The sequence below is a fragment of the Salinicola aestuarinus genome, from assembly GCF_003206645.1.
In the GTDB taxonomy this organism is placed as follows: Bacteria; Pseudomonadota; Gammaproteobacteria; order Pseudomonadales; family Halomonadaceae; genus Salinicola; species Salinicola aestuarinus.
In genome coordinates this window covers 111,256-125,107 of the sequence record NZ_PZJP01000005.1, presented here as the reverse complement: position 1 = coordinate 125,107, position 13,852 = coordinate 111,256, and the positions used below count along the sequence as shown (strand labels likewise).

Genomic DNA, 13,852 nt, shown 5'->3' with positions numbered 1-13,852 from the left:
TAGCCAAAATTAGGAGAACAACAATAATGAAAGACGAACAACTTGTAGAGCTTATCGACGCGGTTCGTGTCGAATCACTACGAATGCCTTCATATGTCCCTGACGGTGAAACCTTCAAAATCGGTGTGAGCCTCGTTTTTGAAGGCAAGTTATATGAAACCGAAATGCGAGCGAATGACCATGGAATTTCACTGCTTGTCGACAAATCTGAGCCGTTCGCTAGCACAGACGGCCTGGAGTTCGAGTTAGCGGGTCGATACCCCGAGCACGTAGACGAAATTTTCAGCGGAATCGCTGTGAATGTGGATAGATTCGTTTTCGAGCAAGGGGAAAGGGATCTGGACGCTGAAAAGGCTGAAAAGGCTGAAATCGAGCGTATCGAGCTTGAAGAGGCTACCGCCCTTGCTGACGAGATCACCATTCAAAAGGTTTCGATTGAGCCCTACGGTGACGGCCACAAGGGTATAGCCACCTTCGCGTGGGGTGCAGATCTGCACGCTATCCAGTTTATCGCGTCTGAGCGTCCCATTCGTGCGTCATATGCGGTCGTTGGTTTGATAGACGAAGAAAGCTCTTCACTCGGTGCGAAGCTGGGTAGCAATCGGTTCAGTGAGCTTGTGTTCCAACAGCTTGAAGACCGTCTATCAAGCTTTGTGGAAGACAGCTACACCGATTTTCAAAATCTGCGCTATGAGACCTTCGAGCTTGCCGGGCGTGACTCGCTGGATTTGAAGGATATCGACGCTATAGCGGTTGCTCTAGCTCCGAGAGGTGGAAAGCACTCTGACGATATCCGTAGCGCATTAGCTGAGCTTACGGGCGATTCTGCGCCTGTGCTGGGTCTAACCAAGGTTGACGGTCAGTGGCAAGTCGATCAAGGATTCAGTCGCGGTCAGATACGAGACAAGCTGTTCTCGGTCACGGGGCATGAAATGAAAGGGTTCGACCGCGTGAAGTCTATGCTTTCGAGCGGGCTGTCATTCAGTGATAGGAGAGTTTGACTATGTATACAAAAAAACTCGTTTCACAGCTACCTCCTTCTCATGCTCGCCAGCTTTCAATGATGTTTATGAATTCCGATAACAGCCCTTTTCCGGGTCGAGTTGAAAACTTAATGTTCGAGTATAAAAATAATCCAATCACTCAACACGCAAGAAGCCTTTTCGAGCATAATTTGGAATTGAAACTGGATCGTGGAAAGCAGAGAACTCTGCGAAGTATCGAGATCGGCTATGACGACAAAGCTGATGATATCTATCTCGAACTTGAAGGCTGTGATATTGAAATAAAAGATAAAGCTCGACTACTTCACGAAGTTGCTCGAAATGAAAGAGATTTGGCTTTATTTAAGTTGGCGAAACGAATCGAAAATCAAAGCGTGGTCTCGATTGCGGGTATCGTCGAACCAATGATGTATGTCCACCAAGCGCCAATATTCAGGATTTTCGCAACTGAGGACATGAATAACGCTGTCAGCATGTTGCTTCGTCATGATCCCTACCAAGGTGATAATCAAATACTGAAGTGGCTGGTTCTTGCTCCCGAAGAAGGCTATTGCTTCGACGGAAAACCTATTCATTCTATGACTGGCGAAGAACAGTGGACCGCTTTCGAAATGATTATGAAATCGTCTGGAATCTTGGACTATAGCCTTGTTGGCTTGAATGAGAGTCGGATTCACTATGAACTGCTAATGACTCAGGACCGCTCTATTTCAGCGAAAGACTTGAAGAAAGTTGTTGGTGGTATGCAACACGAGTCGTTTATAGAACTTGTGCCTACCTTAATTCGTGAACTCAATATCAGCTTTGAAAAGCAAGGATTCGTAACAGAACAAATTATGGACGCGGTTGCTATCTCAGATTGTGATTTTACTGGAGCTGAATGGCGTGTCGAATGGTATGTGGACGATAAAATTGACGAACTTTATGAATGTTGGTTTTTTCATGAAGGCGCTAGCGAGTGCCTGAACTCAATTTTCGCGAAGAATGGCACTAACGAACGATACTTGAGCGAACACGACAAAGCAGAAATTTCGAAACTGTTGTCGGATAATCGTCTACATATCGAATTGGCGGTGCTTGAAAGCCTGCAGGATATTGAATTCAAATCTGATATTGAAGGACTGAATTATGAAAGTTCTTGGTCAATAGCAGAGAATGCTTCAATGTCGGAGATTCGCAATAGAATTTATGAGCGAACTGGTAACGAAGGAATTCAGCAAAGAAAGAAAAAGGAGTGGCAAACAATAAAGAATGGGTTTAATTCACTAAATATGTGAAAAGTATTGTTTATTTAAAATTGTATGTTATAATCTATTTGTGGTTGTAAAGTTATTCTCCAAAGTTGTTATTGTTATTGTTTAAAAACCCGCTTCTCCGAGCGGGTTTTTTTATGCGTGTTGTTCCAGATATTCACGAACCAGACGCCTAGCTAGCTGGCCGGGTGATTCCTCAGAGCCAGTGAGCTTCTGAATCGCGCTGTGTTGACCTTCCGTGAGCTTGAAGCTCACAGCCTTAGCTTTGCGCTGTGCTGGGTCGATTTTTGGCTTGCCGGGTGCCTGCACGGTTTTGTGTGTGTGTAGATCCAACACTAGCTTACCGCTTGTCTTCGTAGAAGGCATATGAAGCTGATAGTGCCCCGTTGAGCGGTCATGCGCTATGTGAGTGCCGGGGTATTTGCGAGCAAGCTCTATCAGCCTCTCACGCGATATCAGCCCTTTTGCTACGACGAGTGCGCCGTAGGTGCCAAAATTGGCTTCAATTTGTTCGTCAGTCATTGATCAGCCCCTTTTTTATTTTTATTATTCTCACAACGATATGGGCTCCAAAATTTAAGCATTCAGCGATTGTATAAGCTAATGACAATGCCAAGGCTGAATATATCCAACTCGGATCACCTGATGCTATAGATATAACTGCGTTTACAACTAATAATATAGCTCCAAATTTTACTCCAAATTTTACTTTCTCTATTTCTTCATTTAATGTTTCTTCAAGCCATTTGTTTTTTAATTTCATTGGTGTTTTCCTTTATTTATTCTTGTTGACTTGCGTTTTGTTGATAATCCTTCTATTGATTTTCTGCTTCCAAGCAAGCTGTTTAACCGATAGCTTTCTTTTTCTGCGCGTATCCATTAAAAAGTCATATTCTTTTTCGAAGATATAGCCTAGCTCATATGCGTGAGTGATTAAGTCTTCGTTTGCGTTAGCGGTGCTGTCAGCACTGATACGCTTTAGACCTTCAAAAAGGCTCCCAGTCTCAATAGCCATGAATCTATTGATACACACATTGCCGACAAATGTGGTATTGCCGTTTTTCTCGTTCTTTATGTAGCAAAGCTCTTTGATTAACTGTCCGCAAGGGCAGTGGTCAAAGTTGTCGTCAATCTTGATATCAAATATCGACCATTCAAGCCTTGCGGTGTCGAAGTCGTCTGATTCAGAGAGTGGCAATATGTGTTCTGCTAAACGCTCTTTATTGTGGCTATGGTTATGTTCGTCAGTCATTATTTTTCTCCTTTGTTGTTATTGGTTTCGTTCTTTCTTGGCCTACCACGCTTTCGTTTTGGTTTGTTCTTTTTGTCTTCAATCTTTTGAAGCTTTTCTAAGTTTTTTGTGAATCTCTCGAAGCTGTCTAGTGTTGTCATTGTGATTCCCCTTTCTGTTATTGTGGCCCGCCGAATTGGCGGGCTATAGTTTTCTATTATTTTCTAGATTCAATCACTCTGTTAATTTTGTCTTTGAGTGAGTTCTTATATTTCTTCGTGAAGCAGTGCTTATAAACTGAGAAAGGCCATGCTCTTGAAGCGGGTCTGACTCTAACAGAAGTTATAGTTTCATAAGCATTGAAAAGTTCGAATCTTCTTGCTCCATCAAATGTCCCAAGCTCTCTTGGATGATACTCTTCACTATCAATAAACTTAAATATTTCCATAAGTTTTTTTGTAGTTATGTCCTTCATACTTTTGATTTCTACTTCTTTATTCCAGTCTGATATTACTGTATCCATATCGTTTCTCCTTTTTTGTTATTGTTTTATTATTATAACATATTATTACTGTAAATGTTTACTTTTACAGTGAATTACTTATCAGTTAAAACAAAATTAGACCACTTTGGTAGCAAATCTGCTTATGCCTTTAAACAATTTATTTTTTGATTCAAGGGAAAATTAGTTTTGACGAGAGTGTTATAATGGTTGAAAACAAAGGGGTTATTGATTAAAGGTGGGAGATCTGAACTCTACTTTTCAATAACCAGCTTAGACACAATAAGGTGTTGTCTTCGTTACAGGGATCGTGAACACAAAAAACCCGCCGTAATGGCGGGTCGTAAGGCCATTCTTGCGGTTTAGGTGAATCGTATGGCTTCGCTGGACAGCACTTCTACTATGACCGTTTCCCCAAGGCTGTAGGCCTGCTGGAACAGCGTCGCAAGCTCTGAGCGTCCATAGATCCGTGGTGCGCCTGTAGACTGAGCTTTCCTGCTCATGTAGCCGAGAACGGCTTCTGGTGAGTCCTTCACATAGATTTCGAGCGTGTCTTTGTGGTCACCGAACAGATCTGAGGCTTCCTTGGGTACGTTAAAGAAGCCTTGTTCGTAGTAGGTGGTGCCAAGCTTAACGGTGAAGGTGTCGGTGGGAGCAGGGAAGTCTGGTGCCTGCAGATCGGCTTCTTCCTGCTCCTGAGCGACCTCTTTGGGTGGCTTACCGTTCCATGGAGGGTCGAGGGTCTTGATAATGCTGTCCTCAAGGCCACTGGCTAGGTTCAGGTGGAACGAGCCGTAATGCATGAGGCCGTTGTCAGGTAGGACGTAGATATCGACTTCCTCACCAGCTTGCAGGCAAGCGAGAATGTTGGCGTTGTTCTTGGTGTTGGTGGGCTGTCTCCCGTGCGGGTTACGGTAGCCATAGAAACGGCGTGAGAGCGTTGTGGTGGTCTTTCCTACGTATCGCACTTCACCGTCGACCACGAAGGCATACAGGACGTTTGAGTCCTTGTAGAAACGGTCGAGCTTGAAAGCAATCCGGTTGTCTTCAATGAGCCAGTAACCAGCGTGCTCGAAACCGACTTTCAGAAGTCTGTCCATGGGCTACCTCACTGTATCGAGCCAAGGGCTCTTAGGTGGTTCCTCAAGCCTTCCACACTTTGTGCTGGCCGTGTCCTATGGATCATGGCGTGACAGTTGGCACAGACCGGCACAAGGTCGCTCTCCGGGTCAATCTGATATTCCTGACCGATCTCTGAGATAGGCACGATGTGGTGAACGTGAATGTACTCTTTGCCAAGACCGCCATAGAAGTGTTTGAAGTCGAATTCACACACCTTGCACTGGTACCCATGCTTATTTAGACACTGGGCTCTGGCCTTGCTGTTACGCTCGTACTGGTTGACCAGCACTGATTTAGAAGCACCCTCGAAATAGTCTTCATTGCTTTCAATTTCTTCTGCTACGAGCTTTGGTTGCGTTGCTCTATCCTGAGCGAACCAATCGTTGCCAACTTGGATTAGTTGCATGTCATTGAGTTCAGGAGTGAAACCACCTATTTTGGCCGGACCCTCTTCCCCGTCTCGCTCTTGTTCTACATATTCCATAACAAAGGTTTTGAGAGCATAGCCTTCGTTATCAATCAGTTTGATGTGCTCAATCGCCTGAACATAACCGTTCTGAATCCGTCCTTTGTTTGATTTCTGCCAACCCTCGCTCAGAATTAAACTCATATCGGTATCGACGTTATCGTTCCATATGCCGAATATGACAAACCTTTCCCTATGATTGACGAAGGACCAACTCCAAGTCCAATTGGAGCAAGTTGCACCGTGTTTCTCTATGAATTGTTTACGGTTCATAAGCAGTTTCCTCGAACACAAAATCAGATATTGAATTGATTTGGATCAGCACCATTCATAAATACTTCGTGCTTAATGCATTCTGAGTCAGGCACTAACCAATGAGCAAACCCGCTTGAAGTCGCAATGCTCTTATCAACAAGTGTTTTTAGAAGCGACAAGTTAGTTTTTTGTCTTTCATTCAGTAGGTGTTTATCACTAATCAATTGTTCGAGTTCAACGTCTTTAAGATAGGTAAAGTATTTACCGAGCAGTCCAACTACAACGTCTGAGACTTGAATCTTAGGCTCTTCGACAGAATCGACGAATCTATAATTCGACTTGGTGCCATCATCCAACCGCATTTCGAATCCTTCGATTTCGTCTTCTACTTGTTTTTCGTTATCGAATATATGTTCCGATTTTATATAAATTGTTATTCTCTCGAGGTAAAAAGGATGAAAGCTATCGATAAAGTGCTTTGCTTCAAAACCTTGAATAAATTCAAGTTCTTCATAGTGAACTGCATTCGCAAGAATTCCAGCTATCAATCCTCTTTCCCAATCATCTAAGCCAGCATTCTCTAGATTAACCATATGCACTAATGAGAAAAGAAAGTATTGCAGCTTACTCAATGGCACATCAGGGTAGTTGCATTCCTCTACTAACTGAACGAAAGTGTCGAGATTTCTACTTATGGCTTTATATAAATCATTTTTTATTTTTCGGTGAAACCTCGGGTCTAAGTTATCCGGGTCTTGCCCATAAATTGAATCTATGATATCCACAACACCCCAATACAAAGGATTTAGATTGAAAAAGTGGATATTTAAATTGCTTTCTAAAAGCCAGTTAAGAACGTGATTGAGCTTCATGCTCCCAAGAACGATGAGGAAGTTACCTTTTCCTATATCACTAAATTTAAGTTCTGCCTTGCCAGCTTGAAAACCTATTCTTCTTTTTAAGTTTTCAAAATCAAAATCGCTATCAGGAGTTTCTACAATTCCACCAAGGGCAAAGTTCCTTAACGTTTCTACATTAAGCTCGCCTTCCTTAATTCTAATTTTGCGGTCATTGTTTGATTCGTCGTAATAAAATACGAGTTTTGAATCGGGGTTAGTAATACCTCCGAATTTTATTTTTAAATCTCTTTCCGCTTGGATGTTGTTAGACATTTGTTTTACTCCATTCAAGAAGCCCGCTCTGGTGGCGGGCTTGGTGTTCTTGTTTGCTGTCAATCTGCTTGAAGACCTTTAAGGTCTTCGATTAGCTGTTTATGACTATCAGTGTTGCTTCGCTCTGTAGCTATAGATTCCTGAAGATAAGCTCCTATGCAAAGATCTGAGCAACCTGCTTCGCCGTGCGATTTAATGACTTCGTTGTAAAGTATGGCAGTCGTATTCAGCGCTCTCAGCACATATCGAATGCTCATATTGCGTTCTGTGCCTGTGAAAATATTATCCCCACCAAATACACCTTTTGCGTCGTCGTCGACCATGATTGCGTCTAATTGGTAGGTAGCCGAACCATTTACTGCCAGCATTTCCGCCGAGCGTAGCGTATCTTCTAAAGCTTCTTTGGCTGTGTCGTTGTCAAGATTAGGGGAAACCTTGCCCGAGAACCAGAAAGGGTTGGTTCCCTTAAAGCCTTCAGTTTTTCCGACCTCAATAGCTTGAAAATACTCGCTATCGGTGGTTACAGGATTCGGGTCGTCGTAAAAACTATCTTCAACATCAGGTGAGCTAGTGATACTGACACAGCCGGTTGTGGAGACGATCAGGATTGACAGCAAAAGGAGTGCTGAGAGTTTTAGCGTTTTCATTTTTTATGTTCCCCGTGCGTAAAAAAAGCCCATCTTCTATGGATGGGCTTTGGATCTGGTCTTAGTCGCGTTCTTCGGCCAGCCAACTTTCAACTTCGTCGTTGCCGTGTTCTGCTTTCCAGTGCTTCAAAACCTTATGGTTCCCGCCTCGACTTTCTACGACTTCACCCGTATGCGGGTTTTTGTAGACTTTGAGCTTACGCTTACGACGAGCGTTGCCAGAAGATTTCTCTTCTTCCTTGGCCGGGGCCGGGTCGAGAATTTCGAGAACGTCTTTTTCGGACTTCTCATATTTCTTCATTAGAGCTTCGAGCTTGTCCTTAAACTCAAGCTCTTTCTTGAAGCTATCGTCATTTTGCATAGCCTCCATTTGCTCTTTGAGGCGCTTGTATTCTGCTTCTGCTCTGACGAAATCGGCTAGCTTAGACATTGATATAAGTCCTTGTGTAGCGGTGGTTTGGTTACTGTTTTGCTTGAGAACAATTTGAATATATCAAAATCAAATAGAGTCATCTAGTGTTTGAAGTAACTTTTTTGAATTTTTATATTTCGTTAAGGTCGATTCCGAACTTTTCTTTCAATATCCCGTTTGTGCAAACCCGATGAGCAAAAGACATTTTCTTATCACCAAATTTCAATTCAGCGGATACTGCCTTATAGTGCTTGCGTTTTTCTTTCACCCAGTGCTGGTGCATGAGGTCTACAAGCTCGTTGCGGGTCTTGCTTTCAAGATTGAGACGCGGATAGAAATGCTTCACCTCACCGAGAATATCGCAATCGTCATAGCTATTATTATCAGGATGCCAGTTTTCCTTGAAGTTCTTCAGCATATGGTCAATGTCGTTCCAAAGCACAAAACTGATATCGTTGTCTCTGAAGAACGCATTGAGCTTCAAGCGTTTCGATTCTTCCTGTATGAACTGCAAAAGGTCTTGTTCGGATTCTATGCCCAAACCTTCTTTTTCTTGTTCGACTTGAAGTTGTGTCAGAGCTTCTAAAGCTTGTTTCCTCTCCGTTTCAGCTTCCATAACTGCTTCAACGAACATTTGAGGAACTTCACCTTTCAAATCCTTCAAGCGTGTTTTATAGTTCGAAAGTGTGCGGTCTAGTTCTGCAACCTTGTTTTGTGTGTCGAAAATCTCTCTTGATTTTTTGGCACGCTTTTTAGTCGTCAATAGCATTGTGAAGCTCTTTTGGAACGACTCGATTTCTTCATTGTGCTTCTCGATATCCGTTCCAAATTGCTTCTCGATTAGCTCACCAATTGTGCCTTCGTAAATACCGCTCACACCTTTCTGCATTAACTCAATGACAAGGAGGTAGGCGTAATCGGCTCTCACGCGAGCTGTGCAACTGTTGTCGAATCGTTTCTTACCGCACTCATAATAGTAGTAGGTGATACCTTTTACTTTGTTCGACACAAAGGTCATTCCACTACCGCACAGACCACACTTGACAACATTCGAAAGGATGTTGAGATTACGAGACGATTTCCGGCCTTGGTAGGCTTTGTCATTTCGACGTTTATCAACGGCAATCTTGGCTTCTTGGAAGTCCGTTTCGTCGACAATGCGCGGGTAGTAGTTTTCAATAAATTCACCACGAACAGGCTTACCGTCTGCGCTGGTGATAGTGGTTCTGAGTGTGCCAGTCGGATACTGGCTTTCGAGCATTGACGCGACTCGGCGCGGTTGCCATTTCCGTTTACTTTTTTGGTTAATTATTTGGCAAGCACTACTCATGCCTGTCGACTTTAACAAGCGGAAAATTTCACGAATTTCGTCAGCTTCGTCCTCTTGAATTGCGAAATGCCTTTCACCTTCAAGCTCGACTAATCGATAACCATATGGTGTGTTGTGGTGTCGGTTGAAAATGACACCTTGCTTCGCAAGTTGGCGTTGTTTTTTCCAAGCTGATTTTCTTCGTATGCTCTTAACTTCTGATTCTTCATTAGCTCTTTCGGCTCGGACACCTAAGCCGACATAATTCAGAAATCCTTCTGAACGGCTTCCAGCGTCTCTTCCTTTTATGTCGTATGTTCGATTATCTGTTGTAGTATGGATTCGAATCCCTTTCTCTAGGATTTTGTAAATCTCTTGCGTTGTTTTAATAATCTCTTGTCGCGAAATACGGTCGACTGATTCGACAATCAAAAAATCGCCTTCCTGAAGTGTGCCGTCTTCGATTCGATCCCAAACCTGCTGAAAATTTCCTCGTCGAATGTTTTGGCCTCGAAATGACGAAACACCTTTGTCAATAATTATTTCTTTGATATCGACTTGAAGCCTTTCAGCGATATCGTCGACGCTACCCGTTTGGCGGTCGATACTGTCGCCTTTTTTCTGGATATCTGACGAATATCGGGCGTAAACGATAGCTTTAGGCTTCATGATTTCACCGTTCCTGATCGGGATAGTGCTTAATGAATTCTTGCGTTGCGGTCGATTCAGCTTGCATAGCTTGCTTGCGTAGTTTTTTACGCAGTGACGCTTTTTCGAATCGCAATTTTTGAAGTGGGGAGTTGAGTTCGAGAGCTGGCACGGCTTGAGGTTTACCGTCCGCGTCGACGGCCACCATTGAGAAATAGCAACTGTTGGTGTGGCGGACGGATTGTTCTTGGATATTTTCGGCAATGACTTTGATACCGACTTCCATGGAAGACCGGCCAACATGGTTGATTGACGCTAGGAATGTGACAAGCTCACCAACATGGATCGGCTCTTTGAATAGCACTTGGTCTACGGATAGAGTGACCACATAGCTACCTGAGTAGCGACTGGCACAGGCATAGGCCACTTCGTCGAGTTTTTTCAGGATTGCACCACCGTGAACCTTGCCTGAAAAATTCGACATGTCAGGCGTCATAAGCACTGTTAGAGATAGCTCATGGCGTTCGCTGTGTTGTTGGGTCATAGTCTTCTCATTCATTGCAAGCACGGGTTAGGTGGCAGAGCATAGCAAGGGATATTGAGTTTGTGGATACCGTAACCCCATTGATGACGCCGGACATGGCGAATTTCAGCGGCAAGGTTCACGGCGGCGCGATCCTCAAGAAGCTCGATGAGGTCGCCTACGCCTGCGCCAGCCGCTACGCCGGCAGCTACGTGGTCACGCTCTCCGTCGACCGGGTGCTGTTCAAGCAGCCGATCCTGGTCGGCGAGCTGGTCACCTTTCTGGCGATGGTCAATCACGTCGGCCGGTCGTCGATGGAGATCGGCATCAAGGTGCTGGCGGAGTCGATTCAGGAGCGGGTGATTCGTCACACCAATAGCTGCTATCTCACCATGGTGGCCGTCGACGGCGACGGCAAACCGGTCGAGGTGCCCCCGCTCACGTTGAACACGCCCCTGCAGCAGCTACGCTTCGACAAGGCCGCGCTGCGCAAGAGATTGCGCAAACAGGAAGCCGAGGAGGAGCGCAACGCCATGGATGCGCATCTCAAGGCCTATCCTGCCGGCAGCACCGACGCGTGATAGCGCGCCCTCGCCCCTAGGGAACAAGGACGTTCGATGCCCAATCGCGATTCCCCTCGCCCAAGACGTCGCATCAGCCGCATGAGCGAGCGACTGCTCGCCGTCTGGGACGTCTCGGTGGTAGTGCTGGTGATCGTCAACCTGGCGCTGCTGCTGTTCGACAGCCTCTATCTGGTGCCGCCGCTCAACGGCGCCTTCGAGGCCGTCGCCCCGGGGCTCCACGCGGCCTACGACGCCAACATCCGCGACCACTTCTTCACCATCGATCTCTACTTCGTTGCGGTCTTCGCGCTCGATGTGCTGCTCGGCTGGATCATCGCCGTTGCCCAGAAACGCTACGCACGCTGGTTCTTCTATCCGTTCGTGCACTGGTACGACGTGCTCGGCTGCATTCCCCTCGCCGGCTTCCGCTGGCTACGTCTGCTGCGTGTGGTCTCGCTGCTGATACGGCTTCAGCGGCTCGGCCTCATCGACGTCAACCGCTGGGCGATCTATCGCTTCTACCGCACCTACTACGGCGTGGCGATGGAGGAACTCTCCGACCGGGTGGCGCTGAAACTGCTCACCGATATCCAGAGCGAGGTGCGTCAGAGCGAGCATCTGTCGCGGCGGATTTCGGAAGAGGTGATCCAGCCGCGCAAGGACGCGCTGGTCAAGGAGGTGGCGGCGCGACTCGAGCGCACCGTCGACAAGAGCTACGCCGAGAACCATCAGCAGATACACCGCTACGTCGCCGGTCTGGTCGGGCGCACGCTCGAAGAGAACGCCGAACTTCGCCGACTGCGACGCCTGCCGATGGGCGATGCGATCTCCGACGGGCTCGAACGCAGCCTGAGCGACATCGCCAGCCGCATGGTCCACGAGGCGGTGGAGGGGCTGCGCTCGCCTGAGTTCCACCGCCTGCTGTCGGACATGGTGGGCAGCGGTGTCGATGCCTGGCTCAAGGTCGATGCGACCACCGACCGGGTCACGCAGGAGGTCATCATCGACCTGCTAGAGCTACTCAAGGAGCAGGTGGCGGTACAGCGCTGGAAACAGTCGCCCTATACCGAAGACGACGACGCCCAGGGCGCGATCGACACCCGCTGAGGTCGCCGGGGTTCACAACGCCGAGGGCCGGACAATCGTCCGGCCCTCGGTCGTTCCGGCGTGCGGTTTTCCCGACGCACTGCAGCGGCTGATGACGGTGGCCGCGGTCAACCGGCGCTAGCCGCAGCGAATCGACGTGATGATATCGTCCTCGTCGACGACGACCCGCAGTCGCTCGGCACGATAATCCGTGGTGTAGTTCTGGCCGGGTTCGACGATGCGGATGGTGCTCGCCCCCGAGCGGTCCTCGAGCCAGATCCGGGTCTCATCGTCCAGCGTCTCGCCGGTCAGGCTCTCCACCGCCTGCGCCCCGCAGGTATCCGCCGGTGCCGGCGGGAAATCGGGCGGCGGCGGTGCGATATCCGGTGCCGGCGAGCTGCTGCAGCCTGCCAGCAGCAGCGTGCCCAGCATCAGCGCCGCACCCGTTTGCCTCATGCTCTTTACTTCGCTCATCGTGGTCTTCCCTTCGACAGAGTCAGCGTGTCGGCTCGGGACGCCGCCTGGCGGCCTCCCCGAGTCAATCTCCGCGCCTGGCCGGGTGGCCGTCGGCAACGATCGATGCGCCAAGGTTAGCAGCTGGCAACGGCGCCGGCACCGGCTGGCCGGGTGACAGCGAGGGCGTTAAACTTCACTGACACGCGGCGCCCGCCGCCCGAACCGCTCGATGGCCGGGATTATCGGCCCGCTCCAGATGCCAAGGAACGACACCATGCGCCAATCGCTCGCCGCAAGCCTCGTCGCCACTACGCTCGCCATGGCAGGTGGCGCGGGTCAAGCGGTCGCCCAGGACGACCCCATCCGTATCGCTTCCAAGGTCGATACGGAAGGTGCGCTCATCGGCAACATGATGATCGAGGTACTCGAGAACGCCGATCTACCGGTGGAGAGCCGCCTCGAGCTCGGTCCCACCAATATCGTCCGCCAGGCGCTGATCTCCGGGGATATCGATCTCTACCCCGAGTACACCGGCAACGGTGCCTTTTTCACCGACACCACCGACGACCCCGCCTGGAAGCGCCTCGATGCGGGCTTCGACAAGATTCAAGCGATGGATCGCGATCAGCACGATCTGATCTGGCTGACCCCGGCGCCGGCCAACAATACCTGGGCCATCGCCCTGCGCCAGGCGATCGCCGACGACAACGATCTGTCGACCATGGCCGACTTCGGCCGCTGGGTCTCCGATGGCGGCGAGGTGAAGCTTGCCGCCTCGGCGGAGTTCGTCGAAAGTGACGCCGCCCTGCCGAGCTTCCAGCGCGCCTACGATTTCACGCTCGATCAGGACCAGCTGCTGGTGCTCTCCGGGGGCAATACCGCCGCGACCATCCGCGCGGCCGCCGAGGGAACCAGCGGCGCCAATGCCGCCATGGTCTACGGCACCGACGGCGCCATCGCCGCCGCTGGCCTGACGGTGATGGGCGACCCGAAAGGCGTCCAGATGGTCTACGCGCCGGCACCGGTGGTGCGCCAGGCGACGCTGGAGAGCTACCCGCAGATCGAGGAACTGCTCGCACCGGTCTTCGAGTCGCTCGACCGCGAGACCCTGCAGACGCTCAACGGCAAGATTCAGGTCGATGGCCTACCCGCAGAGCAGGTTGCCCGCGACTATCTGAACGCGCAGGGCCTGCTTGACTGAGG

General features: G+C 48.6%; 17 protein-coding genes. 5 read left to right on the top strand and 12 right to left on the bottom strand.

The annotated features are described in order from the left end of the window. Window positions 1-26: 26 nt before the first annotated feature. Window positions 27-1,001 carry a hypothetical protein gene (locus DOM41_RS06015; RefSeq protein WP_110685937.1) on the top strand — a complete coding sequence of 325 codons (975 nt, stop codon included), beginning with the start codon at window positions 27-29 and terminating at the stop codon, window positions 999-1,001. Window positions 1,002-1,003: 2 nt separating this feature from the next. Further along, on the top strand, window positions 1,004-2,281 hold the full coding sequence (locus DOM41_RS06010; protein WP_157956853.1) for a hypothetical protein: 1,278 nt from the start codon (window positions 1,004-1,006) through the stop codon (window positions 2,279-2,281). Window positions 2,282-2,392: 111 nt separating this feature from the next. Here DOM41_RS06010 and DOM41_RS17400 read toward each other — a convergent pair whose 3' ends face one another. The 11 genes from DOM41_RS17400 to DOM41_RS05970 all read right to left on the bottom strand — a co-directional run bounded on the left by DOM41_RS17400 (window position 2,393) and on the right by DOM41_RS05970 (window position 10,565). Further along, window positions 2,393-2,779, bottom strand: coding sequence for a hypothetical protein (locus DOM41_RS17400; RefSeq protein ID WP_157956852.1), 387 nt, complete (start codon window positions 2,777-2,779; stop codon window positions 2,393-2,395). Further along, window positions 2,772-3,020 (bottom strand): hypothetical protein, encoded by a 249-nt coding sequence (locus tag DOM41_RS17395; protein WP_157956851.1) that lies wholly within the window; start codon window positions 3,018-3,020, stop codon window positions 2,772-2,774. Before DOM41_RS17395 ends, DOM41_RS17400 begins: the two co-directional genes overlap by 8 nt. 12 nt (window positions 3,021-3,032) lie before the next feature. Next, the gene (locus DOM41_RS06005) at window positions 3,033-3,509 is read right to left on the bottom strand and encodes a hypothetical protein (RefSeq protein ID WP_110685935.1); all 477 of its coding nucleotides are present in this window, start codon (window positions 3,507-3,509) and stop codon (window positions 3,033-3,035) included. Between the two features lie 196 nt (window positions 3,510-3,705). Further along, the gene (locus DOM41_RS17390) at window positions 3,706-4,011 is read right to left on the bottom strand and encodes a hypothetical protein (protein ID WP_157956850.1); all 306 of its coding nucleotides are present in this window, start codon (window positions 4,009-4,011) and stop codon (window positions 3,706-3,708) included. 341 nt (window positions 4,012-4,352) lie between these two features. Next, window positions 4,353-5,090 carry a GIY-YIG nuclease family protein gene (locus DOM41_RS17635; RefSeq protein WP_188112367.1) on the bottom strand — a complete coding sequence of 246 codons (738 nt, stop codon included), beginning with the start codon at window positions 5,088-5,090 and terminating at the stop codon, window positions 4,353-4,355. Window positions 5,091-5,098: 8 nt separating this feature from the next. Beyond that, window positions 5,099-5,851, bottom strand: a complete 753-nt coding sequence (locus DOM41_RS17760; RefSeq protein WP_110685933.1) for an HNH endonuclease — start codon at window positions 5,849-5,851, stop codon at window positions 5,099-5,101. 23 nt (window positions 5,852-5,874) lie between these two features. Beyond that, window positions 5,875-7,005 carry a DUF3800 domain-containing protein gene (locus DOM41_RS17385; RefSeq protein WP_157956849.1) on the bottom strand — a complete coding sequence of 377 codons (1,131 nt, stop codon included), beginning with the start codon at window positions 7,003-7,005 and terminating at the stop codon, window positions 5,875-5,877. Window positions 7,006-7,064: 59 nt separating this feature from the next. After that, window positions 7,065-7,652 (bottom strand): hypothetical protein, encoded by a 588-nt coding sequence (locus DOM41_RS17380; RefSeq protein WP_157956848.1) that lies wholly within the window; start codon window positions 7,650-7,652, stop codon window positions 7,065-7,067. A gap of 61 nt (window positions 7,653-7,713) precedes the next feature. Further along, entirely contained in the window at window positions 7,714-8,082 is a 369-nt protein-coding gene (locus DOM41_RS05980) for a histone-like nucleoid-structuring protein, MvaT/MvaU family (protein WP_110685931.1), read from the bottom strand. Window positions 8,083-8,194: 112 nt separating this feature from the next. After that, a complete protein-coding gene (locus tag DOM41_RS05975) occupies window positions 8,195-10,042 on the bottom strand; it encodes a recombinase family protein (protein ID WP_110685930.1) in 1,848 nt (615 codons plus the stop codon). 4 nt (window positions 10,043-10,046) lie between these two features. Continuing rightward, window positions 10,047-10,565, bottom strand: a complete 519-nt coding sequence (locus DOM41_RS05970; protein WP_245391756.1) for an acyl-CoA thioesterase — start codon at window positions 10,563-10,565, stop codon at window positions 10,047-10,049. Window positions 10,566-10,648: 83 nt separating this feature from the next. On the opposite strand from DOM41_RS05970, the gene DOM41_RS05965 reads away from it, so the two are divergent. Continuing rightward, the gene (locus DOM41_RS05965) at window positions 10,649-11,125 is read left to right on the top strand and encodes an acyl-CoA thioesterase (protein ID WP_110685928.1); all 477 of its coding nucleotides are present in this window, start codon (window positions 10,649-10,651) and stop codon (window positions 11,123-11,125) included. A 36-nt stretch (window positions 11,126-11,161) separates the two neighbouring features. Continuing rightward, the gene (locus DOM41_RS05960) at window positions 11,162-12,214 is read left to right on the top strand and encodes an ion transporter (RefSeq protein WP_245391755.1); all 1,053 of its coding nucleotides are present in this window, start codon (window positions 11,162-11,164) and stop codon (window positions 12,212-12,214) included. Between the two features lie 117 nt (window positions 12,215-12,331). On the opposite strand, the gene DOM41_RS05955 is transcribed toward DOM41_RS05960, so the two are convergent. After that, window positions 12,332-12,667, bottom strand: coding sequence for an I78 family peptidase inhibitor (locus DOM41_RS05955; protein ID WP_110685926.1), 336 nt, complete (start codon window positions 12,665-12,667; stop codon window positions 12,332-12,334). A 256-nt stretch (window positions 12,668-12,923) separates the two neighbouring features. Here DOM41_RS05955 and osmF point away from each other — a divergent pair, with 256 nt between their 5' ends. Then, window positions 12,924-13,850 carry a glycine betaine ABC transporter substrate-binding protein OsmF gene (osmF, locus tag DOM41_RS05950; protein ID WP_110685925.1) on the top strand — a complete coding sequence of 309 codons (927 nt, stop codon included), beginning with the start codon at window positions 12,924-12,926 and terminating at the stop codon, window positions 13,848-13,850. Window positions 13,851-13,852 lie beyond the last annotated feature (2 nt).